Raw genomic sequence first — 21287 nt, 5'->3', positions numbered from 1 at the left:
CGGATACCACATCCGTTTAGGCGTAGGATGCTCGCATGACTCCTGCTGCTCGTGCGGATGCGGTCCGAAGCCGTGAGCGGATCCTCGCGGCCGCCAGCGGTTGCGACGTCCGGTCGCTGCGGCTGAACGAGGTTGCTCGCGAGGCCGGAGTGGGGGTCGGCACCGTCTACCGTCACTTCCCGACCGTGGAGGCGCTGGTGGGCGCGCTGAGCCTGGACACGCTGCGACGTCTCCGAGAGGTCGCCGAGCGCGCGGGCGAGGATCCCGACGCCGCGTCGGCGATCCGCACCTTCCTGTCGGAGGCGCTCGCCCTGCAGCTCGAGAACGGTGGCCTGCAGACCGTTCTGACCGCCGCGACCCAGGGCAACGAGGAGAACCGGGCCCTGAGCGCGGAGATCTTCGCCGCATTCGCCGGCACGCTCGCCCGCGCACAGCGCGAAGGCGTCATCCGCTCCGACATCACGGTGCTCCAGGTGCACCATCTGGTGTGCGGCGTGGAGCACGCCGTGAGGCTCGGGAGCCCCGCGGACCGTGCGCTGCTGCTGGATGTCATGCTCGCCGGGCTGGCGGGGGAGCCGCGCCGCTGACGCCGGCCCGGTGTCGGGGGTGCGTGAGAGTTTCGACCCATGGTCGATGTCACCCTGCACCGGTGGGATCCCGGCGTCCGGGTCTCGCACCTGCAGACAGGGCAGTTCAGCGGTCCCGTGGGTTCACCGATCGGTCAGCATCGGTTCCGGGAGGGCCTGCGCGTGCGGGAAGAGCAACCCACGCGGCGGGGCTGGCTCCTCCCGCACGGCGTGCTCACGGCACGTATCGCCGCCATCCGTCGTCCTGCGGCCATGGTCGCGCTCTGGCCGATCGGCTTCGAGGAGCATCCGGGGGAGTCCGGCGAGATCTGCGTCGCGGAGATATTCGGGGCCGACATCGACGACAGCGGCGGATGGGTCGGCGTCGGTGTGAAGGCGCACCACGACCCACGGCTGCACACTGACTTCGAGAAGATCCGGGTGACGGGCGACCTGACCACGATGCACGACTATGCAGTCAAGTGGTCGGCGGAGCGGCTCCGCTTCTTCATCGACGGCAGGTGGGTGAAGACCGTGGCCCAGCGCATCGACTACCCGGTGCAGCTCATGCTCGATGTCTTCGAGCTGCCGGGCGGCGCACGCGATGTGTCGCAGCATCCGCTGGTGTTCACGGTAGAGCGGATCGCGTCCTACCCGGCGTGAGATGCCGTCTTGCGAAGCGGCCAAGAGTCGAAAACCCCCGAGAATCTCGGGGGTTTCATGGTGGGCGATGCCGGACTCGAACCGACGACCTCTTCCGTGTGAAGGAAGCGCGCTACCAACTGCGCCAATCGCCCAATGACCACCAGGGCCGAGAAACGAGCATACCGGATGAGGCGGCAGCATCCGAACACGAACGGCCCCTGAGGGCGCGGACACGCGCGGGCGCCGTCGGTTTTGCGCGTTCCCAAATCTCAGCTAAAGTCTTATCTGTTGCCCCGAGCGATCGGGAAGACATGCGGATGTAGCGCAGTTGGTAGCGCACAACCTTGCCAAGGTTGGGGTCGCGAGTTCGAGTCTCGTCATCCGCTCGAGTGCGAGTTTCTTAGGGAACACGACACGTGGGTCGAACCACACACGGTGGCGTGGCCGAGCGGCTAGGCACCGGCCTGCAAAGCCGTTTACACGGGTTCGAATCCCGTCGCCACCTCCACTCAACAACTGAAAAGCCTTTTAGGCGCGATTGGCGCAGCGGTAGCGCGCTTCCCTGACACGGAAGAGGTCACTGGTTCGATCCCAGTATCGCGCACCACCTGAAACCCCCGGTTTACCGGGGGTTTTCTGTTTCTCCAGGCGGTGAGTCCTCGCGTCGCGCTTCGCGCGGGATCCCGCCGGTCGAGCAGCCGTTCGTGCCACGTGGAGCGTCCACCTCATCCGACGCACCCGGCGCAGACGCGGGCTACCCTCGTCGCATGACCGACGACGCCGCACAGACTCTCGCCCGCGTGACCGCCGAGGAGCGCGACATCGTGTTCGAGAGGTTCGGGCTCGAGGACGCGTGGCTGCTCGGCACGCAGATGCGCCGAGCGGCACAGGGGGAGGAGCTGCCGATCGTCATCGGCGTGACTCTGGGGGAGGCGCGGGTGTTCCACACCGCGCTGCCGGGGTCGAGCGCCGACAACGACGGCTGGCTCGATCGCAAGACGCGCGTCGCTCGCCGCTACGCTCGCTCCTCGTTCGGGGTCGGTCTGTCGTTCCGAGCGACCGGCAAGGACTTCGACACGGCAGCCCGGCTCGACCCGCGCGAGTACGCCGCACACGGCGGGGTGTTCCCCATCACGATCGCGAGCGTGGGGGTCGTGGGGACCGTCGGAGTGTCGGGTTTGCCGCAGGCGGACGATCACGCTTTCGTGGTCGCGCAGCTGCGGCAGTATCTCCGGACGACCTAGGACCAGCCCCCGCCGCACCGGGCAGAAATGTCATTCCCGCCGCAGGCCGCAACCCCCGGCGGCCGGATGCTCGCCACGGCTAGCGTGGCGGACATGAGTGAGACATCCCGAGTGAAAGCGGTTCTGTTCGACATCGACGGCACGCTGGTCGACTCGAACTACCTCCACGTCGACGCCTGGATGCGGGGAATCGCTGAGGCCGGAGAGACTGCGCAGGCGGCGCGGGTGCACGAGGGCATCGGCCTGGACTCCGCGAAATTGCTCGAGCGACTCTTCGGCGAGCGCGCCGACAGTGACGCTGTCGCCCGGGCGAAGGACCTGCACGGGGAGTACTACACCGCCTCCGCGGACCGGCTCCGCCGATTCGCGGACGTGCATGAACTCTTCACGGCGCTTCGCGAACGCGGCGTGGCGGTGGTGCTCGCGAGTTCGGCACCGCAGGAGGAACTCGACATCCTGCTCCGGGTGCTCGATGCCGATGACCTGATCGACGACGCCACGAGTTCGAGTGATGTCGACACCGCGAAGCCCGAACCCGATCTGATCGCCGTCGCCCTGTCGAAGGCCGGGGTCGAGGCGGGGGAAGCGCTCATGGTGGGCGACACCCGCTGGGACGTCGAGGCCGCCCGCCGAGCCGGCGTCGACACCGTCGCGGTGCTCACCGGCGGACGCGGTGAGCACGAGCTCCGGGACGCGGGTGCTGTCGCCGTGTACGCGGATATCGCCGACCTCCTGGAGCACCTCGAAGAGGCCCTCGGAGCGCGTGAGCGCTGAGGGGCAGTGCTCCTTCTCCGACGAGCTTCAGGCCACTGACAGCCGTGGCGACCGCGGTCCTACGCTGGGCGGGTGAGCACCGCCACCGACACGCTGGTCGCGCGGATCCGTGCGGCCCTGCGAGCTGCCGGTGACCCCGCGCGCGCCCCCGGACAACAGGCGTACATGAAGTCGGTGCTGCCGTTCTTCGGTGTCGCGGTGCCCGAGTCGCGCCGGATCGCGATCAACGCCGCCGCGAATGCGGACGATGCGATGCGGCGGGCGGCGTCCCGCATCCTCTGGGATGAGGCCACCCATCGCGAGGAGTGGTACGCGGCGATGGCGCTCCTCGGGCGGGTCGAACCCGGCTGGGATCTCGTGGCCGATATCGAGCACATGGTGCGTACCGGGCGGTGGTGGGACGTCACCGACGAGCTCGCGCATCGGATGGCCGAGCTGCATGACCGGTTCCCGGCCCGGACTGCGGATCTCGTGCGGGCGTGGAGCACGGACGAGGACGTCTGGATGCGGCGCCTCGCGATCCTGTCCCAGCTCGGCCGCCGCATTCGCGTCGACCGGGACCTTCTGGCCGAGGCCATTGAACCGAACCGCGACGACCCCGAGTTCTTCGTGCGGAAGGCCATCGGCTGGGCGCTCCGAGAGTGCGGCCGGGTCGATCCGGACTGGGTGCGCGGTTATGTCGTGACGCATCAGCTGAGTCCGCTCTCGCGCCGCGAAGCCCTGAAGCGCCTCTAGCGGCATCGGTTCGCTGTTCGCTAGTGTCACCCTCACCATCCGGGGGGAGCCGCATGTCCACGTCGACCACGTCCACGAAACCATCGGTTCTTCTGGGGCTGCTGCCATTCGGCGGGGTCGTCCTCTTCGTCATCGCCGAGGTGGTGGTGCTCATCGCGGGCGGGGCGTCCGACTTCCTCATGTGGACCACCATGAACGCGGTGCTGTTCCTGGTGGGGTCGTCCGCCCTCGGCAGCGGCGTCGCGCACCTCTTCTTCGGGCCGGCTATCGCCCGCTCCATCGGCTGGGCACCCGGGAGCCCGTTCCAGTTCGAAGTCGGTGCCGCCAATCTGGGCATCGGGATCGCCGCGATCGTGATGGCGGCCGCGTTCCCGCCGGTCACCTGGCTCGGCCCCATCCTCGCGGCGCTCGTCTTCCTCGTCCTCGCCGGTGTCGGCCACATCCGCGAGATTGTGAAGAAGCACAACTTCTCTATCAACAACGCCGGCCCGATCCTCTTCCTTGACTTCCTGGCACCGATCGCCACCCTCGTGTTGTGGCTGGTGCTGGAACTGCGCTGAGCGGCCTCAGAGGCGCCACAGCAGTGGCAGCACGGACAGCGCCACGGACAGCGGGCCGAGGAGCAGCCCCCACAGCACGAACCGTCGCCACGACACGTCCACGCCCGCGGCGCGCAGTCGCTCGTGCCACAGCAGCGTCGCCAGCGACCCCCACGGAGCGATGACGGGCCCCGCATTGACACCGATCAGCAGCGCGCCCAGGAGCGCGGGGGAGGATGCGGACGGCTCCAGCGCGAGGTAGGCCGGCAGGTTGTTGATGGCGTTCGAGCCGACGAGCCCGAGACCCGCCGCCTGCCAGAGACCGGCAGGCCCGTCGCCGACGAGGGCGGAGACCGCATCCAACGCTCCCGTCGCCTCCAGGGCGCCGACCGCGAGGAAGAGGCCGACGGCGAAGACGAGCACGCTCCACGGCACCAGGCGGAGCCCCAGCGCCCGAGGGTGCCGCCACGCGAACAGGAGGAGGAGCATCACGGCCGCGACCACGGCCGGCATCCACGGCTCGAGCCCCGACACCAGGAACGGCAGCATCCCCACAACGATCACAGCGGTGGCGACGAGGAGTGGCGCGTCCGCGGCGCGCGGGATCGGCACGGGGACATACCGTCCCCGGAGGTCACGGCGGTGAGAGATCCACAGCAGGAGCACGGTGACCGCGATCGCGATCACCGCGGACGGGCCCAGGAGCGCGAGAAAGCCCCCGGGCGAAAGGTCGAGGCGGTGCATCGCCAGCAGGTTCGTGAGGTTCGAGACCGGCAGGAGCAGGGATGCGGTGTTCGCCAGCCACACGGTGGTGAAGGCGAACACCATCGGCGGCAGTTTGTTCGCGCGGGCGACAGCGATCACGACCGGGGTGAGGAGCACGGCGGTGGTATCGAGCGAGAGGAACGCCGTCGCGATCACGCCGAGAGCGACCACCAGCATCCACAGGACGACCGTGCGCCCGCGCGCCAGACGCGCCAGCAGTGCGCCGGCCAGGTCGAAGACACCGGCCGCCGCCGCAAGCTCCGCCACGATCGTGATCGCCACGACGAACAACAGGATCGGCCACACCCGCTCGCCGATGGTCAGCGCGTCCGCGGGGGGAAGGATGCCGAACGCCATCGCCGCGGCGCCGACCAGCAGCAGCACGCCACCGATCAGGGCCAGCTTCACAGAGACCATCATGGCCCGGACGGCGGGATCCGACGTGCGCGGAACGGTAGCCTTGATGGCAGCCACCCTCTGGAGAGTTCCTGTGACCGATGTGACCCCTGCCGACGTCGACTATCCGACCGACGGCTTCGCCCTTTATCCCGACCGTTCCGTCGTCGCGCTGCGCGTCAACGGTGAGCTGAAGGATCTCGCGACCACGGTCACGGATGCCGACACGGTCCAACCGGTGACGATCGACTCCCCGGACGGCCTCAGCATCCTCCGTCACTCCGCCGCGCACGTGATGGCGCAGGCGGTGCAGCGCATCAAGCCGCAGACGAACCTCGGCATCGGCCCGCCCATCACGGACGGCTTCTACTACGACTTCGGCACCGACACCCCGTTCACCCCCGAAGACGTCAAGGCCATCAAGAAGGAGATGGAGCGCATCGTTCGCGAGAACCAGCGCTTCGTCCGCCGCGTCGTCACCGATGACGAGGCACGCGCCGAGCTCGCTGACGAGCCGTTCAAGCTCGAGCTCATCGGGCTGAAGGGCGGCACCAAGGAAGCGGCCGAGGGTGCGTCCGTCGAGGTCGGCGCCGGCGAGCTGACGATCTACGACAACGTCAACCGGGACGGCGAGACGGTCTGGAAGGACCTCTGCCGCGGACCGCACCTGCCCACCACCCGCCTCATCGGCAACGGCTGGGACATCCAGCGCATCGCCGGCGCCTACTGGCGCGGCAGCGAGAAGTACCCGCAGCTGCAGCGCATCTACGGCACCGCGTGGCCGACGAAGGATGAGCTGCGTGCCTACCAGCAGCGGCTGGAAGAAGCGGCGAAGCGAGACCACCGCAAGCTCGGCAAGGAGCTCGACCTGTTCTCCTTCCCGGATGAGATCGGCTCGGGCCTCAGCGTCTGGCACCCCAAGGGCGGCATCATCCGCATGGAGATGGAGCAGCACGCCCGTCGCCGCCACGTGGAGAACGGGTACACCTACGTGTACACGCCGCACATCGCCAAGGAAGACCTGTTCCTGCAGTCGAACCACCTGGTGACCTACCGGGAGGGCATGTTCCCCCCGATCGTCATGGACGAAGAGCGAGACGCGGACGGTGAGATCACCAAGGCCGGTCACGACTACTACCTGAAGCCGATGAACTGCCCGATGCACATCCTCATCTATAAGGAGCGGGCGCGCAGCTACCGCGACCTGCCGATGCGGCTGGCGGAGAACGGCACGGTCTACCGCAACGAGCTCTCCGGCGCGTTGCACGGTCTCACCCGCGTCCGCGGCTTCACGCAGGACGACTCGCACCTGTTCGTCACCCCGGACCAGCTGGAGACCGAGGCGACCCGCGTCCTGGAGTTCGTCATCTCGATGCTCCGCGACTTCGGGCTGAACGACTTCGAGCTCGAACTGTCGCTGCGCGACGACGAGAAGTCGAAGTGGATCGGTTCGGACGAGTTCTGGGAGTACTCCACGAACGCGCTGCGGAATGTCGCGGTCGCCAGTGGTCTGAAGCTCACCGAGGTGCCGGGTGAGGCCGCGTTCTACGGCCCCAAGATCGACCTGAAGACCCGTGACGCCCTCGGGCGCGTGTGGCAGTTGTCGACCGTCCAGGTCGATGTGAACCTGCCCGAGCGGTTCGAGCTCGAGTTCACCGGCCCGGATGGCGAGAAGCACCGGCCGATCATGATCCACCGCGCCCTGTTCGGGTCGATCGAGCGTTTCTTCGCCATCCTGCTAGAGCACTACGCCGGCGCGTTCCCGGTGTGGCTGTCGCCGGTGCAGGTCGTCGGCATCCCGGTCGCCGAGGAATTCGGCGACTACCTCGATGACATCATCACGCGGCTCCGTGCGGACGGCGTCCGTGCCGAGGTCGACCACTCCGCCGACCGGATGCAGAAGAAGATCCGCACGCACACGACGCAGAAGGTGCCGGTGCAGCTGATCGCGGGGGAGCAGGACCGCTCCGCCGGGACCGTCTCGTTCCGATTCCGTGACGGTACGCAGACCAACGGCATCCCGGTGGACGAAGCGATCGACCGCATCCATCGCGCGATTTCCGCGAAGCTCCTCGTCAACACCGCGGACGACCTGGCATGAGCGAGTCGGCGGACGTGAGCCCCGAGCAGATCGCGGGGCTGGTGTCTGCCGCCGAGCTGCCGGGGGTTCCGGACGAGTTCCAACGGCTGTGGACGCCGCACCGGATGGCGTACATCGCCGCGGGTCCCGAGCCGCTCGTGGAGCAGTGCCCGTTCTGCGCCGCGCCGGGCAAGTCCGACGAGGACGGTCTCATCGTGCACCGGGGGCGCACCGCGTACGTGCTGCTGAACCTGTTCCCGTACAACTCGGGTCATCTGCTTGTGTGCCCGTATCGGCACATCGGGTTGTACGACGAGGCGACGCCGGAGGAGACCGCGGAGATCGCCGAGCTCACGCAGACCGCCATGCGGGTGCTTCGCACCGTGTCGCGCTGTGACGGCTTCAACATCGGCATGAACCAGGGCCAGGTCGCCGGCGCCGGCGTCGCCGCGCACCTGCACCAGCACATCGTGCCGCGGTGGGCGACTGACGCTAACTTCTTCCCCATCATCGCCAAGACGAAGGCGCTGCCGCAGTTGCTCGGCGAGGTCCGGCAGGCCGTCGCCGACGGCTGGCCCGCCTAGACCTAGCTCAGGCTGTGGCTGTGGCTGAGGTTGTAGCTGTAGCTGTAGCTGTAGCTGTAGCTGTAGCTGTTCTCGCTGCCGTCGCTGCGGCGCAGCAGCTTCGTGCTGCATCCGTCACCATGTCCCACTTTCTGCAGAATATGTCCCACTTTCTGCCGCTCTGGGGTGCTCATAACGGCAGAAAGTGGGACACGGATGCGGGGTGTGTGCCGGGGCGAAACCGCGACGGATGCGGTCAGCGAACCTGCGTGACCTCGAACTGCAACCGCGGCTGGGCGTAGAACTCCTGCGCTTCGACCAGCTTCAGCTCCCGCTCGCCCGACGAGTGAGTGAGATCGAGCAGATCCCAGACGCTCGAGGTCGTGCGGGCGAGCGCGTCCGCCGCGCTCCCGGTCTCGCGGTAGTGCGCGCTGAAGAGAGCGGCGGTGACGTCGCCGGAGCCGTTCGCCTTCATCGGGATGTGCGGGGTCTGCACGATCCAGGCGCCGTCATCATTCACGGCCATCATCTCGATCGTGCCCTCGGGCCGGTCGGGACGCTCGACACTGGTGACCAGCACGGTGCGCGGGCCCATCGCGCGAGCGATGTCGGCGGATGCGAGCGTCGACTCGAGCTCGGCGGGCTCGGTGTCGGTGAGAAAGCCCAGCTCGAACTGGTTGGGGGTGATGATGTCGGCGGCCGGCACCACGCGCTCCCGCAGCAGCACCGGGATCGCAGGGGCAACGAAGCATCCGGACTTCGCATTGCCCATCACCGGGTCGCACGCATAGACGGCAGACGGGTTCGCGGCCTTAACGCGGGCCACCGCATCCAGGATCACATCGCCGATACCCTCGCCACCTTGGTAGCCACTGAGGATCACGTCGATCTCGCCGAACACGCCGCGCTCCTCGATGCCGGTGATGACGTCGCGGACGTCGTCCGGGGCGATCAGTGGCCCGCGCCACGCGCCGTAGCCGGTGTGGTTGGAGAAGTTCACCGTGTAGACGGGGAGCACCTCGACACCCATCCGCTGCAGCGGGAAGACGGCGGCGGAGTTGCCCACGTGGCCGTAGGCGACGGCGGACTGGATCGACAGGATCTTCACGGGCGGTGACCTTCTTTCAACGGGATGCGGCGGAGCACAGGATGCGGCGGAGTCAGCGGGATGCGGTCGCACGGACGGCCGCGGCGACATCGGCGGCCAGCCGGTCGGCGTCCGCATCCGACAGGGTGTGGACGGTGAGACGGAGGCGGCGTGCGGCACCGGTGTCGGCGAGGATGAACTCGTCGCCCGGGCGGGCGAGCCAGCCGCGGCGCATGAGCTGCTCGGCGACGGCGCGCGACGGCGCATCCACATCGACCCAGAGGCTGAGCCCGTCGCCCGCCGTGCAGGGGACGCCGTGGGCGGTGAGACGCTCGGCGAAGGCGGTGTTCCGTGCCAGATAGTGCTCACCGGCGCGGTCCACCGCGGCCATCACCTCGGGGTCGGTGACGAGGGCCACGGTGAGCCGCTGCAGCAGGTGGCTCACCCAGCTGCTCCCGGGGCTGAAGTGCATCGCCAACCGGTCGGCGGTCTCCGGGTCGGTGGCGGTCACGGCGAGGCACATGTCGGGACCCAGGAACTTCGACACCGAACGGATCAATGCAAAGCGTCGATGACCCGGCCCGATGATCGAGTGGTACGGGCGACGGGTGAGGAGCGAATAGTGGTCGTCCGCGATCACGAGCACGTACGGGTGATCGGCGAGGACCGCGCGCAGTTCCGCCGCCCGCCTCTGGGTGAGGCTGACGCCCGTCGGGTTCTGGGCCCGCGGCGTGCAGATGACGGCCCGCACCCCCTGGGCGAGGGCTGTCCGGAGCCCCGCCACGGTCATGCCCTCCTCGTCCACCGGGATCGGCACCGGGCGATAACCACCCAGCCGCACCGTGCGCATGGCGGAGAGGAAGCACGGGTCCTCGAGGGCCACGGCGTCGTCGCGCACCAGGGCCTGCGCGAGGAGCCGCTCCATCGCGTCCACCGCGCCACCCGTGATCGTCAAGCGAACCGCATCCGGATCGGGCACATCGGGGGAGACCCAGCCCCGCGCCCACTGCTCCAGCTCGGGGTCGATGACGGGCTCGCCATAGAGCACCGGCCGGCCCGCGAGGGAGGTGAGGGCAGCGGACAGATCAGGGATGAGGGAGGGATCGGGGTTGCCGTCTCCGACGTCGCGCAGCACGCTGTCCTGCGCGTAGCCCTCGGCCGCAAGCGGCACCGGTGCGGCGACGCGCGTGCCGCCACGCCCGAGCGTGACCACGGTGCCGGCCTGACCGAGCAGCCGGTACGCGGCGACCACCGTGTTGCGGTTCACGCCGAGGCGGTCGGCGAGCGCACGCACCGGAGGGAGCGGTTCGCCGGCGGAGAGGCGCCCATTGTCGACGAGCGAGCGGACACTGTCGGCGATCTCGGCGGCGGAGGTGCCCGAGATCGCCTCGTCCACGTCACCGCTGTTCACGCAGTCCACATTACAACTCAGGCCATGGTATTTTCTGGCATAGGTCAAACCATGACGGCGCCAGGGGTGCGCCGAGAGGGAGTTCTCGTGTCCACGACAGGTACGGGTCGCGTCAAGCGCGGTCTCGCAGACATGCTCAAGGGCGGCGTCATCATGGACGTCGTCACCGCCGACCAGGCGAAGATCGCGGAGGATGCGGGAGCGGTCGCCGTCATGGCGCTCGAACGCGTGCCGGCCGACATCCGGGCGCAGGGCGGCGTCTCGCGCATGAGCGACCCCGACATGATCGACAGCATCATCGAGGCCGTCTCGATCCCCGTCATGGCGAAGGCCCGCATCGGGCACTTCGTCGAGGCGCAGATCCTGCAGGAGCTCGGTGTCGACTACATCGACGAGTCCGAGGTGCTCTCGCCCGCCGACTACGTCAACCACATCGACAAGTGGGGCTTCACGGTGCCGTTCGTCTGCGGTGCCACGAACCTCGGCGAAGCGCTCCGGCGCATCACTTCGTCGCCGCGAAGGAGCTGCAGGCGCCCTACGACCTCGTCGCCGAGGTCGCCGAGACCGGCACGCTCCCCGTCGTCCTCTTCGTCGCCGGCGGTGTCGCGACCCCCGCGGATGCGGCCATGATGATGCAGCTCGGCGCCGACGGCGTGTTCGTGGGCTCCGGCATCTTCAAGAGCGGCGACCCGGCGGCGCGCGCTGCGGCGATCGTGAAGGCCACGACCTTCTTCGACGACCCGAAGGTGGTCGCGGAAGTGTCCCGGGGCCTCGGCGAAGCCATGGTCGGCATCAATGTCGCCGACCTGCCGGCGCCGCACCGCCTCGCCGAACGTGGCTGGTAAGACCACAGGCATCGCTGCAGGGCGGCGGCGCGTCGGCGTCCTCGCCCTGCAGGGCGACGTGCGCGAGCACGCCCAGGTGCTGACCTCCCTCGGCGCCGAGGTGAGTCTCGTCCGACGGCCGGAGGAACTCGCGGCGGTCGATGGCCTCGTGATCCCGGGCGGGGAGTCGAGCGTCATCGACAAGCTCGCCCGTGCGTTCGGGATGCAGGAACCGCTGCGGGATGCGATCGCCGGCGGGCTCCCGGTCTACGGCACCTGCGCGGGGCTGATCCTCCTCGCCGACCGGATCACGGATGCCATCTCGGGGCAGCAGAGCTTCGGCGGGCTCGATGTCACGGTGCGCCGGAATGCCTTCGGGAGTCAGGTCGACTCGTTCGAGACCGACCTCGAGGTGCCCGTGCTCGGCGCCCCGCCGGTGCACGCGGTGTTCATCCGCGCCCCTGTGGTGGAGACGGTGGGTGCGGCGGTCGAACCGCTCGCCGCGCTCCCCGACGGCCGTGTGGTGGCGGTGCGTCAGGGGAACCTGCTCGGCACCTCGTTCCACCCGGAGGTCACCGGGGAGTACCGCTTCCACCGACTGTTCCTGGAGTCCGTACGCGGCTGACGAGGCGCCCGAACGCGGTGAGGGTCAGGGCGATGTCGTCGCTGTCCGTCACCCACGACGACATCGAGCAGCGGAGCACCGCATGCCCGTCCCACTCCGCACCGGTGAGGGCGGCGGTGCCATCGCGGAGGATCGCTTCGCCGAGAGCGCGGGTCGCCTCGTCCTCGTGCAGCCGGAACATCACCTGCGTGTAGTCGACGTCGTTGACGACGCGGACGCCGTCGATCCGCCGGAGGCCCTCTGCCATGTCCACGGCGTTCGCATGCAGCCGCCCGATGAGCTCGGACACCCCCGTGCGGCCAAGGCTCCGCAGCGCCGCCCACACCGGCACCCCGCGGGCACGACGGGACAGCTCCGGTCCCACGTCCCACGGGTCGTGGCTCGCGTACATAAGGTAGTCGCCGCCGGCGCGGAACATCGCGACGGAATCCGCCGGATCCCGGACGATAGCCATCCCGCAGTCGTACGGGACGTTGAGCGTCTTGTGCGCATCCGTGGTCCACGAGTCCGCGCCCTCGGCGCCGTCGACCAGATGACGAAGGCCGGGGGATGCGGCGGCCCACAGACCGAACGCACCGTCCACGTGTACCCAGGCACCGTGCTCGCGAGCCACCGGGATGAGCTGCGCGAACCGATCGAACGCGCCGGTGTGGACCTCACCCGCCTGCAGGCAGACGATCGCGTGACCCGGAGCGATAGTGCGGAGGGTCGCGCGGAGGGCGTCGGGCAGCATCCGTCCCTCCCCGTCCGTCTCCACCACGGTGATCTCGTCGATGCCGATCCCGAGAAAGCGCAGTGCCCGGTCCACCGACCCGTGCCGGTGGCGGCCCACGACGATCGTCAGGGGCGGCGCCTCGCGCGCGCCCCGGCGCAGCAGATCCCAGCCGAGCCGCTCCAGCACCGCCCGACGGGCCGCGGCCAGGCACACGTAGTTCGACATCTGCGCCCCGGTGACGAAGCCGACCGAGGCGGTGGCGGGGAGGCCGAGCAGGTCGAGGATCCATTCGCCAGCGACCCGCTCCAGGGCGACCGCGGCGGTCGTCATGGTGCTCGATCCGGCATTCTGGTCCCACGCCGACACCAGCCAGTCCGCGGCGAGGGCGGCAGGCAGGGTGCCGCCGATCACGAACCCGAAGAAGCGGCCGCCGGGGATCGCGACCAGACCCGGGTCGGCGTCCGTGGCGAGTCGGGTCACGACGGCCTCGGCATCTTCGCCCGCGTCCGGCAGCGGGCCGCCGAACGTGTCCCGCATATCGTCCAGCGACGCGCGCGGCCACACCGGTCGATCGGGTAGCGAGGCAAGGAAATCGGATGCGGCTCGGTGCGCGGCATCGAGCGCGCGGGAGCGCTCTGACATGCGCTCAGTGTCGCACCGGCACCGGGGTGCGACAAGGGTGGACGTGTGCCGATGCCGCGACTCCCATAAACTGGACCGCGATCTACCGAGGAGGCACTGCCGATGTCCGGTCATTCCAAGTGGGCCACCACCAAGCACAAGAAGGCTGTCATCGACTCCCGTCGTGCCAAGTCGTGGGCCAAGCTCATCAAGAACATCGAGGTCGCGGCCAAGCTCGGCGGCGCGGACATGGCCGGCAACCCGACACTGTTCGACGCCGTCCTGAAGGCACGCAAGACGTCGGTCCCCAAGGACAACATCGATCGCGCCGTGAAGCGGGGTGCGGGCATCGGCGGCGAGGCCGTCGAGTACACCTCGATCATGTACGAGGGCTACGGACCCAACGGTGTCGCCCTCATGATCGAGTGTTTGACCGACAACAAGAACCGCGCCGCGGCCGAGGTGCGCACGGCGCTCAGCCGCAACGGCGGCACGCTTGCCGACCCGGGCAGCGTGGCGTACAACTTCACCCGCAAGGGCGTCGTGGTCGTCTCGAGCGAGGGCACCACCGAGGACGACGTCATGATGGCGGCCCTCGAAGCGGGGGCGGAAGAGGTCGAGCCGCACGGCGACGGCTTCGCGGTCATCACCGAGGCCTCCGAACTGGTCGCCGTTCGCAGCGCGCTGGTCGACGCGGGGATCGAGTACGAGTCGGCGGACGTCGAGTTCGTCCCGAACCTCAAGGTCGAGGTCGACGCGGAGACCGCGCGGAAGATCTTCCGCATCATCGACGCGCTCGAGGACAGCGACGACGTGCAGAACGTCTACAGCAACTTCGATCTGACGCCCGAAGTGCAGGCGGAGCTCGAGAACGACGAGTGACCCGCGCGGACGGCGGGCGCGCCTGCGCTCCCGTCGTCCGGGGCGGTCGTAGCGTGGGGGAGTGACCTCCCCGCTGCGCGTGATCGGCATCGACCCCGGCCTGACCCGGTGCGGTGTCGGCATCGTGGATGTGCGTCCCGACCGCTCCGCGAGCCTCGTCTACGTGGGCGTGGTGCGCTCCGCACCCGATGCCCCGATCGCCGAACGGCTGAAGACCATCGCCGCGGGCATCCGCGACGCCATCCGCATCCACGAGCCGCATGTGATGGCCGTGGAACGGGTGTTCGCGCAGCAGAACCGCAGCACCGTGATGGGCACGGCGCAGGCGAGCGGCATCGCGCTCCTTCTCGCCGCCGAGCACGGCATGAGCGCCGCCACCCATACCCCCAGCGAGGTCAAGGCGGCGGTCACCGGCTACGGCTCGGCCGAGAAGCTGCAGGTGCAGACCATGGTGGCGCGCATCCTGCGCCTCGCCGAGCTGCCGCAGCCCGCGGATGCGGCGGACGCGCTGGCGCTGGCCCTGTGTCACGCATGGCGGTCGGGACCGAGTGGTCGGGCCGACGGCGTGGAGACGCTGACCCCCGCACAGCGCGCCTGGCGGGATGCGGAACGATCGGTGCGACGCTGAGCGTGTCGATCGAACATATCTGCGAACCCGGTTAGGCTCGGAGCATGATCGCATCCCTGCGCGGCACCGTTGCGCACACCGGCCCCGACTCCGTCGTGCTGGACGTCGCCGGCGTCGGATACCTCGTGGCCGTCACCCCCGACGTCGCCCGCGGCGCGCACCTGGGCGACGAACTGCACCTGCACACGCACCTCATCGTCCGCGAGGACGCCATGTCGCTGGTCGGCTTCCCCTCCCGCGAGGAGCTGGGCGTGTTCACGGCGCTCGTCGCCGTCTCCGGCGTCGGCCCCAAGTCGGCGATCGGCGTCCTGGCTTCGCTCAGCGTCTCCCAGATCGCGGCGGCCGTCACCGCCGAAGACGACGCCCCGTTCCGGCGGGTGTCGGGCATCGGTCCGAAGACGGCCAAGCTCATCGTGGTGCAGCTCGCCGGCAAGCTCGACGTCACCGTCAGCACCGGCGGCACCACGCCGGTCGCCACCGCGACGCTGGACGCGCAGGTCGTCCAGGCGCTTGTGGGACTCGGCTGGCCCGAACGCGTGGCCGCCGAGGCGGTCACCGCCGTCGCCGCGGACGCGCCTGTCGCCGAGCACACGGTCTCCGGTCTGCTGCGCCGCGCGCTCGCGCACCTCGGACCCGCACGGGCGGAGGCCGGCCGTGGATGACCTGCGCGACCCGGAGCCCGTCGACGAGTCCGAACTCGCGATCGAAGGGGCGCTGCGCCCGCAGTCGCTGTCCGAGTTCGTCGGCCAGCAGAAGGTGCGCGGTCAGCTGCAGCTGTTGCTCGACGCCGCGCGGATGCAGCAGCGCTCACCCGACCACATCCTGTTGTCCGGCCCGCCCGGACTCGGCAAAACCACCCTGGCGATGATCGTCGCGCACGAGAGCGGGAGGCCGCTGCGGATGTCGAGCGGCCCCGCCATCCAGCACGCGGGCGACCTCGCCGCGCTGCTGTCGAGCCTCACCCCGGGCGAAGTGCTCTTCGTCGACGAGGTGCACCGCATGGCGCGCTCCGCCGAAGAGATGCTGTACCTCGCGATGGAGGACTTCCGGATCGACATCATGGTCGGCAAGGGCGCCGGGGCCACGAGCATCCCGCTCGATCTCGCGCCCTTCACGCTCGTGGGTGCGACCACGCGCTCCGGGCTCCTCCCGAACCCGCTGCGTGACCGGTTCGGATTCACCGCCCACCTGGAGTACTACGAGCCGCACGAACTGCAGCAGGTCATCGCCCGCTCGGCAGTGATGCTCGGCGTCGACCTGCCGACGGAGGCCCAGACTGAGATCGCCCGCCGTTCTCGCGGTACACCCCGCATCGCCAACCGGCTGCTGCGCCGGGTGCGGGACTTCCTGCTGGTCCGCGGACGCGAAGCCGACATCGCATCGGTGGATGCGGCGCTGGAGTTGTACGACGTGGACCGGATCGGTCTCGATCGGCTGGACCGCGCCGTCCTCGAGATGCTCGTTCGTCGCTTCCGTGGCGGCCCGGTGGGCCTCGGCACCCTGTCGGTGGCAGTGGGGGAGGAAGCCGACACCATCGAATCGGTCGTGGAGCCCTATCTCGTACGGATCGGGTTCATGGGGCGCACGCCCCGCGGCCGCGTCGCGACGCCGGAGGCATACGCCCACCTCGGGGTGCCGCATCCGGACGGGGCATTCCGATTCGATGACCTATAATCACTGGAGGCTTTCGCCTCGACTCACTTTTCCGGCTGCGCTCTGACGCGCGCCGCACCCGAAAGGCCCCGCACCCCATGGACTTCGCCGACTTCTTCGCCAATTACGGCCTGATCATCCTGCTGGTGCTGCTGCTGGTCTTCATGTTCTGGAGCTCGCGTCGGCGCACGCAGAAGGCCAAGGCCGAGCAGGAGCAGAAGGCCCGCGAGACCGTCCCCGGCGCCGAGGTGCTGTTGCAGGGCGGCCTGTACGGCACCATCGTCGAGTTCGACCCCGAGAATCTCGACCAGCCGGCCGTCGTCGCGATCGCACCGGGTGTGGAGATCAAGGTCCACAGCCAGGCGATCCTGCGCGTCGTGAACCCCACCGAGGGCGTCGTGACCGAGGACGAGTTCATCGAGGCCGAGGCGTCGGAGGCCGAGTACATCGCCGGCGTCGCCGACGGTGACGTCAGCTCCATCAGCGACGATAAGCGCTACTCCGCCTCGAAGGACGAGCCGGAAGACCCGGCCAAGCCCAGCGCCTGATTTCGCCCCGTCTCTTCCACGAGAAAGCTGAGTGTCCGTGGCGACATCAAGCCCCGTCCGCCATGCCTGGCGGGCACTGATCGGTCTGCTGGCGATCGTCGCTGTGCTCTTCGGGGTGAACGCCCTGGGCGTGCACGTGTTCCAGAAGAGCTCGTGGATCCCCGAGCTGGCGCTCGACCTGCAGGGCGGCACGCAGATCATCCTGGGGGCGGAGACGCCCGACGGCACCGACCCCACCAGTGACCAGCTGGACCAGGCGGTCACGATCATCCGCCAGCGCATCGACGCCTCCGGCGTCGGTGAGGCATCGGTCACCACCGAGGGCGGCCGCAACATCGTGGTGCAGATCCCCGGTGAGGCCGACGAGGAGACCCGTCAGCGCATCGAGGCCTCCGCGCAGCTGCAGCTGCGTGCGGTCATCTACGCCTCGGGCGAAGTGACCGGCACTTTCGTCGGCGACGACGGCACGGAGACGCCCTACCCGACTCCGGAACCGACGCTGAACTCCACTCCCACCGCCAGCCCCACCAGCGGTAGCGACCCGGCGTGGATCACGGATGCGCTGTATGCGAAGTTCCTCGCCTACGACTGCGCGGATGCGTCGAACGACCCGGCATCCGAGCCCGCCGACGAGCCTCTCATCACGTGTGAGGCGGACGGTACGGCGAAGTACATCCTCGGTCCGGTCGAGCTCGACGGTTCGGCCATCTCGGACGCCACGTCCGGCCTGAACAGCCAGAACAACCAGTGGGCCGTCAACATCGTCTTCGACTCTGAAGGCACCGATGCGTTCACCGCGATCAGCCAGCGCCTGTACGGCCTGACCTCGCCGCAGAACCAGTTCGCCTTCGTGCTCGACGGCAATGTGCTCTCCGCCCCGTCGATGAACGCGATCATCACCGACGGCAAGCCCCAGATCACCGGCTCCTTCTCGCAGACGACCGCGCAGACGCTCGCCGACCAGCTCAAGTACGGCGCGCTGCCGCTCAGCTTCAGCGTGCAGAGCTCCGACACGATCTCGGCGACCCTCGGCTCGCAGCAGTTGCAGATCGGCCTCATCGCCGGCCTCATCGGCCTCGCGCTCGTTGCCGTGTACTCGCTCCTCGTGTACCGCGCGCTCGGTTCGGTCATCATCGCGTCGCTCGCGGTGATGGGCGTGCTCACCTACCTGCTGCTGTGCATCCTCGGCTGGCGCATGGGCTTCCGCCTGTCGCTCGCCGGTGTCGCGGGTCTGATCGTGACGATCGGGTTCACCGCCGACTCGTTCATCGTGTACTTCGAACGAATCCGGGACGAGCTGCGTGACGGCAAGTCGATCACCGGCGCGGTCGAGGACGGCTGGGGTCGCGCCAAGCGCACGATCTACATCTCGAAGTCGATCAACATCCTCGCCGCCGTGGTGCTCTACATCCTCGCGGATGCGACGGTGAAGGGCTTCGCGTTCACGCTGGGTCTCACCACCGCGATCGACGTGCTCATCTTCATCCTCTTCACCCACCCGGTGATGCAGCTGCTGGCCCGCACCCGGTTCTTCGGCTCCGGTCACCCGCTCTCCGGTCTCGACCCGAACGCCCTCGGCGCGGTCTACCGCGGTCGGGCGGAGTTCCGGGCTCCGGTCGTTGCCCGTCCCGGACGCACCTCTCGCTCCCGCGGCGAAGCGGTCCGCCGGCAGACCATCGCGGAACGGAAGGCTGCTGAGGCCGCCGCATCCGATGCCGGCACCCGCGACACGAAGGAGGCCGGCAACTGATGCGCACGATGGGTCAGGTCGGTAACGACCTCTACACCGGCAAGACCTCGTTCCCCTTTGTGGGGCGTCGTCGCGTCTGGTTCATCATCGCCGCGGTCCTCGTCGTCGCCTCGGCGCTGGTTCCGCTGGTCAAGCCGATCCAGCTGTCGATCGAATTCACGGGCGGATCGCAGTTCACCGTCTCCGGACTCAGCAACCCGGATCAGGCACTCGCCACCGACGCCGTGCAGTCCATCGTTCCGGGCGCCACCGTCAAGGTCGCGACCGTCGGTGCCGACGGCGTCCGCGTCGAGACCGACCAGATGAGCAACGACGACACCCAGGCGGTGCGCGGAGCGCTGGCCGACACCTACGGCGTCGAGAGCGACGAGGTCACCGCCTCGTTCATCGGGCCCGTCTGGGGCGCCGATGTCACCCGGCAGTCGCTGTGGGGCCTCGCGATCTTCCTGGCGCTGACCTTCCTCATCCTGGGTCTCTACTTCCGCACCTGGAAGATGTCTGCGGCCGCCATGATCGGCGTTGTCGACGTGCTCATCATCACGGTCGGCGTGTACGCGCTGTGCGGGTTCCCGATCTCGCCGGCGGCCGTGATCGGCTTCCTCACCGTGCTCGCCTACTCGCTCTACGACACCACCGTCGTCTTCGACAAGATTCGGGAGAACACCCGGGACGACGGCGAGAGCTCTGCGCGCACGTTCGGTGAGTCGGTGAACCTCGCGGTGAACCAGACCCTGATCCGCTCGATCAACACGACGATCGTCGCCGTTCTGCCGACCGGCGCCATCCTCTTCATCGGGGCGTTCGCGCTTGGCGCGCAGACCCTGACGGATATCTCGCTGTCGATCTTCGTCGGGACCATCGTGGCGGCCTACTCGACGCTGTTCGTCGCGGCTCCGCTGTACTCGCTCTTCCGCGAGAACGAGAAGTCGGTGCGGACGCGGGACGACCGGGTGCTGGCGGCGCGGGCCAAGGCCCAGATTCCGGCCTGAGCGAACGCGGGAACCGGTGCGTCGTACGGGGCATAGGATGAAGCGATCCGGCAGAGGGTGGTGACAGGCGTATGACCGAAACCGCTCCTCCCGGCGCCCCGTCGTCGAGTCTGCGGCGCCTGGTTCCCCGGATCTTCACCCGCGCGGTCCGCCGTGACGACCTCGACCAGCTGATCCGCACGGTCCGCACGCACCACCCGCGCGGCGACCTCACGATCATCGAGCGCGCGTACGCGGTCGCCGAGAAGGCGCACCGCGGCCAGAAGCGGCAAAGCGGTGAGCCGTACATCACGCACCCGCTCGCGGTCGCGCAGATCCTCGCCGATCTGGGCCTCGGCCCGAAGGCCATCGCCGCAGCACTCCTGCACGACACCGTCGAGGACACCGGCTACGAACTCGCCGAGCTGACCGCGGAGTTCGGCGACGAGGTCGCGATGCTCGTCGACGGCGTCACCAAGCTCGACAAGGTGAAGTACGGCGACGCCGCGCAGGCCGAGACGGTGCGGAAAATGATCGTCGCGATGTCGCGCGACATCCGCGTGCTCGTGATCAAGCTCGCCGACCGGTTGCACAACGCCCGCACCTGGGGCTTCGTGCCGACCGAGAAGGCCGCGAAGAAAGCCACCGAGACCCTCGAGATCTACGCGCCGCTCGCGCACCGCCTCGGTATCCAGGCGATCAAGTCCGAGCTGGAGGATCTGTCCTTCGCCGTGCTGCACCCGAAGCTGTACGCCGAGATCGAAAGCCTCGTCAAGCAGCGCACGCCACAGCGCGAGGAGTACGTGCAGAACGTCATCGACTCGGTCGAGGCGGATCTGCGGGAGCTCCGCATCCGCGGCCGGGTCGTGGGCCGCCCCAAGCAGCTGTACTCCGTGTACCAGAAGATGGTCGTGCGAGGCCGCGAGTTCGACGACATCTACGACCTCATCGGCATCCGCGTCATCGTTGGCACGGTCCGCGACTGCTACGCCGTGCTCGGCTCGATCCATGCCCGCTGGACGCCGCTGCCCGGCCGGTTCAAGGACTACATCGCCACCCCCAAGTTCAACCTGTACCAGTCGCTGCACACCACCGTCATCGGCCCCAGCGGCCGCACGGTGGAGATCCAGATCCGCACCAACGAGATGCACCAGCAGGCCGAGTACGGTGTGGCCGCGCACTGGAAGTACAAGGAGCGGATGGCCGGCGGCAAGACCGACGGTAAGTCCGTCGACGCCGACATGGTCTGGCTCGCGCACATCTCCGAC

Annotated in this window: 22 protein-coding genes, 4 tRNA genes and 1 pseudogene; 21 read left to right on the top strand and 6 right to left on the bottom strand. The window is 68.8% G+C overall.

Going from position 1 to position 21287, the window contains the following annotated elements; translation table 11 throughout:
- Positions 1–35 precede the first annotated feature (35 nt).
- Both NT132_RS01480 and NT132_RS01475 read left to right on the top strand, forming a co-directional pair.
- A complete protein-coding gene (locus NT132_RS01480) occupies positions 36–587 on the top strand; it encodes a TetR/AcrR family transcriptional regulator (RefSeq protein WP_297783728.1) in 552 nt (183 codons plus the stop codon).
- A 39-nt stretch (positions 588–626) separates the two neighbouring features.
- A complete protein-coding gene (locus NT132_RS01475; RefSeq protein WP_297783725.1) occupies positions 627–1229 on the top strand; it encodes a glycoside hydrolase family 16 protein in 603 nt (200 codons plus the stop codon).
- Between the two features lie 58 nt (positions 1230–1287).
- Here NT132_RS01475 and NT132_RS01470 read toward each other — a convergent pair.
- Positions 1288–1363 (bottom strand) — tRNA-Val (locus NT132_RS01470).
- A gap of 161 nt (positions 1364–1524) precedes the next feature.
- On the opposite strand from NT132_RS01470, the gene NT132_RS01465 reads away from it, so the two are divergent.
- The 7 genes from NT132_RS01465 (at position 1525) to NT132_RS01435 (ending at position 4524) form a co-directional block, all read left to right on the top strand.
- Positions 1525–1597 (top strand) — tRNA-Gly (locus tag NT132_RS01465).
- 48 nt (positions 1598–1645) lie between these two features.
- A tRNA-Cys gene (locus NT132_RS01460) sits at positions 1646–1719 on the top strand.
- 24 nt (positions 1720–1743) lie between these two features.
- Positions 1744–1818: transfer RNA gene (locus NT132_RS01455), tRNA-Val, on the top strand.
- A gap of 160 nt (positions 1819–1978) precedes the next feature.
- Positions 1979–2455 (top strand): heme-degrading domain-containing protein, encoded by a 477-nt coding sequence (locus NT132_RS01450; RefSeq protein ID WP_297783722.1) that lies wholly within the window; start codon positions 1979–1981, stop codon positions 2453–2455.
- A 93-nt stretch (positions 2456–2548) separates the two neighbouring features.
- Positions 2549–3229: an HAD family hydrolase gene (locus NT132_RS01445; protein WP_297783720.1), complete on the top strand. Its 681-nt coding sequence runs from the start codon at positions 2549–2551 to the stop codon at positions 3227–3229.
- A gap of 72 nt (positions 3230–3301) precedes the next feature.
- Positions 3302–3964: a DNA alkylation repair protein gene (locus NT132_RS01440; RefSeq protein ID WP_297783718.1), complete on the top strand. Its 663-nt coding sequence runs from the start codon at positions 3302–3304 to the stop codon at positions 3962–3964.
- Between the two features lie 53 nt (positions 3965–4017).
- Positions 4018–4524 (top strand): DUF6790 family protein, encoded by a 507-nt coding sequence (locus NT132_RS01435; protein WP_297783715.1) that lies wholly within the window; start codon positions 4018–4020, stop codon positions 4522–4524.
- Positions 4525–4530: 6 nt separating this feature from the next.
- On the opposite strand, the gene NT132_RS01430 is transcribed toward NT132_RS01435, so the two are convergent.
- Entirely contained in the window at positions 4531–5685 is a 1155-nt protein-coding gene (locus tag NT132_RS01430) for an SLC13 family permease (protein WP_297783823.1), read from the bottom strand.
- A gap of 73 nt (positions 5686–5758) precedes the next feature.
- Here NT132_RS01430 and thrS point away from each other — a divergent pair, with 73 nt between their 5' ends.
- The gene (gene thrS, locus NT132_RS01425; RefSeq protein ID WP_297783712.1) at positions 5759–7765 is read left to right on the top strand and encodes a threonine--tRNA ligase; all 2007 of its coding nucleotides are present in this window, start codon (positions 5759–5761) and stop codon (positions 7763–7765) included.
- Positions 7762–8328: an HIT domain-containing protein gene (locus tag NT132_RS01420; RefSeq protein WP_297783710.1), complete on the top strand. Its 567-nt coding sequence runs from the start codon at positions 7762–7764 to the stop codon at positions 8326–8328. The genes thrS and NT132_RS01420 overlap by 4 nt, the downstream gene beginning before the upstream one ends.
- 2 nt (positions 8329–8330) lie before the next feature.
- Here the strand turns inward: NT132_RS01420 and NT132_RS01415 are convergent, their stop codons facing one another.
- The 3 genes from NT132_RS01415 to NT132_RS01405 form a co-directional block, all read right to left on the bottom strand.
- A complete protein-coding gene (locus tag NT132_RS01415; RefSeq protein ID WP_297783709.1) occupies positions 8331–8456 on the bottom strand; it encodes a hypothetical protein in 126 nt (41 codons plus the stop codon).
- Positions 8457–8563: 107 nt separating this feature from the next.
- Complete coding sequence (gene pdxY / locus NT132_RS01410; RefSeq protein ID WP_297783706.1) at positions 8564–9415, bottom strand: pyridoxal kinase PdxY; 852 nt, start codon at positions 9413–9415, stop codon at positions 8564–8566.
- A 52-nt stretch (positions 9416–9467) separates the two neighbouring features.
- The gene (locus NT132_RS01405) at positions 9468–10805 is read right to left on the bottom strand and encodes an aminotransferase class I/II-fold pyridoxal phosphate-dependent enzyme (RefSeq protein ID WP_297783703.1); all 1338 of its coding nucleotides are present in this window, start codon (positions 10803–10805) and stop codon (positions 9468–9470) included.
- A gap of 51 nt (positions 10806–10856) precedes the next feature.
- Between NT132_RS01405 and NT132_RS01400 the strand changes: the two are divergent.
- Both NT132_RS01400 and pdxT read left to right on the top strand, forming a co-directional pair.
- Positions 10857–11650: pseudogene (locus NT132_RS01400) on the top strand (pyridoxal 5'-phosphate synthase subunit PdxS).
- Positions 11601–12254, top strand: coding sequence for a pyridoxal 5'-phosphate synthase glutaminase subunit PdxT (gene pdxT, locus NT132_RS01395; protein ID WP_297783700.1), 654 nt, complete (start codon positions 11601–11603; stop codon positions 12252–12254). The pseudogene NT132_RS01400 and the gene pdxT overlap by 50 nt, the downstream one beginning before the upstream one ends.
- Here the strand turns inward: pdxT and NT132_RS01390 are convergent.
- Positions 12202–13611 (bottom strand): aminotransferase class V-fold PLP-dependent enzyme, encoded by a 1410-nt coding sequence (locus NT132_RS01390; protein ID WP_297783697.1) that lies wholly within the window; start codon positions 13609–13611, stop codon positions 12202–12204. The genes pdxT and NT132_RS01390 overlap by 53 nt on opposite strands.
- 102 nt (positions 13612–13713) lie before the next feature.
- Here NT132_RS01390 and NT132_RS01385 point away from each other — a divergent pair, with 102 nt between their 5' ends.
- The 8 genes from NT132_RS01385 to NT132_RS01350 all read left to right on the top strand — a co-directional run.
- Positions 13714–14472, top strand: coding sequence for a YebC/PmpR family DNA-binding transcriptional regulator (locus NT132_RS01385; RefSeq protein ID WP_297783694.1), 759 nt, complete (start codon positions 13714–13716; stop codon positions 14470–14472).
- Positions 14473–14533: 61 nt separating this feature from the next.
- Positions 14534–15100, top strand: coding sequence for a crossover junction endodeoxyribonuclease RuvC (ruvC, locus tag NT132_RS01380; protein WP_297783692.1), 567 nt, complete (start codon positions 14534–14536; stop codon positions 15098–15100).
- 44 nt (positions 15101–15144) lie between these two features.
- Positions 15145–15762 carry a Holliday junction branch migration protein RuvA gene (gene ruvA / locus NT132_RS01375; protein ID WP_297783689.1) on the top strand — a complete coding sequence of 206 codons (618 nt, stop codon included), beginning with the start codon at positions 15145–15147 and terminating at the stop codon, positions 15760–15762.
- The gene (ruvB, locus tag NT132_RS01370) at positions 15755–16774 is read left to right on the top strand and encodes a Holliday junction branch migration DNA helicase RuvB (RefSeq protein ID WP_297783684.1); all 1020 of its coding nucleotides are present in this window, start codon (positions 15755–15757) and stop codon (positions 16772–16774) included. Before ruvA ends, ruvB begins: the two co-directional genes overlap by 8 nt.
- Before the next feature lie 77 nt (positions 16775–16851).
- Complete coding sequence (locus tag NT132_RS01365; protein ID WP_297783681.1) at positions 16852–17301, top strand: preprotein translocase subunit YajC; 450 nt, start codon at positions 16852–16854, stop codon at positions 17299–17301.
- Between the two features lie 37 nt (positions 17302–17338).
- Complete coding sequence (secD, locus tag NT132_RS01360; protein ID WP_297783678.1) at positions 17339–19051, top strand: protein translocase subunit SecD; 1713 nt, start codon at positions 17339–17341, stop codon at positions 19049–19051.
- A complete protein-coding gene (gene secF / locus NT132_RS01355) occupies positions 19051–20040 on the top strand; it encodes a protein translocase subunit SecF (protein ID WP_297783675.1) in 990 nt (329 codons plus the stop codon). The genes secD and secF overlap by 1 nt, the downstream gene beginning before the upstream one ends.
- A 71-nt stretch (positions 20041–20111) precedes the next feature.
- Positions 20112–21287: RelA/SpoT family protein (locus NT132_RS01350; protein WP_297783672.1), on the top strand; the 1176-nt coding region annotated here is incomplete at its 3' end.

Source organism: Microbacterium sp., assembly GCF_026393345.1.
Taxonomy (GTDB): domain Bacteria; phylum Actinomycetota; class Actinomycetes; order Actinomycetales; family Microbacteriaceae; genus Microbacterium.
This window is presented reverse-complemented; position numbering and strand designations above follow the sequence as displayed.

What these genes read in the sequence shown, in the direction of transcription:
- NT132_RS01480 (WP_297783728.1), top strand. Translation starts at nt 36, where the DNA reads ATGACTCCTGCTGCTCGTGCGGATGCGGTCCGAAGCCGTGAGCGGATC.
- NT132_RS01475 (WP_297783725.1), top strand. Translation starts at nt 627, where the DNA reads ATGGTCGATGTCACCCTGCACCGGTGGGATCCCGGCGTCCGGGTCTCG.
- NT132_RS01450 (WP_297783722.1), top strand. Translation starts at nt 1,979, where the DNA reads ATGACCGACGACGCCGCACAGACTCTCGCCCGCGTGACCGCCGAGGAG.
- NT132_RS01445 (WP_297783720.1), top strand. Translation starts at nt 2,549, where the DNA reads ATGAGTGAGACATCCCGAGTGAAAGCGGTTCTGTTCGACATCGACGGC.
- NT132_RS01435 (WP_297783715.1), top strand. Translation starts at nt 4,018, where the DNA reads ATGTCCACGTCGACCACGTCCACGAAACCATCGGTTCTTCTGGGGCTG.
- NT132_RS01430 (WP_297783823.1), bottom strand. Translation starts at nt 5,685, where the DNA reads ATGGTCTCTGTGAAGCTGGCCCTGATCGGTGGCGTGCTGCTGCTGGTC.
- NT132_RS01420 (WP_297783710.1), top strand. Translation starts at nt 7,762, where the DNA reads ATGAGCGAGTCGGCGGACGTGAGCCCCGAGCAGATCGCGGGGCTGGTG.
- pdxT (WP_297783700.1), top strand. Translation starts at nt 11,601, where the DNA reads ATGTCGCCGACCTGCCGGCGCCGCACCGCCTCGCCGAACGTGGCTGGT.
- NT132_RS01390 (WP_297783697.1), bottom strand. Translation starts at nt 13,611, where the DNA reads ATGTCAGAGCGCTCCCGCGCGCTCGATGCCGCGCACCGAGCCGCATCC.
- NT132_RS01385 (WP_297783694.1), top strand. Translation starts at nt 13,714, where the DNA reads ATGTCCGGTCATTCCAAGTGGGCCACCACCAAGCACAAGAAGGCTGTC.
- ruvA (WP_297783689.1), top strand. Translation starts at nt 15,145, where the DNA reads ATGATCGCATCCCTGCGCGGCACCGTTGCGCACACCGGCCCCGACTCC.
- NT132_RS01365 (WP_297783681.1), top strand. Translation starts at nt 16,852, where the DNA reads ATGGACTTCGCCGACTTCTTCGCCAATTACGGCCTGATCATCCTGCTG.
- secF (WP_297783675.1), top strand. Translation starts at nt 19,051, where the DNA reads ATGCGCACGATGGGTCAGGTCGGTAACGACCTCTACACCGGCAAGACC.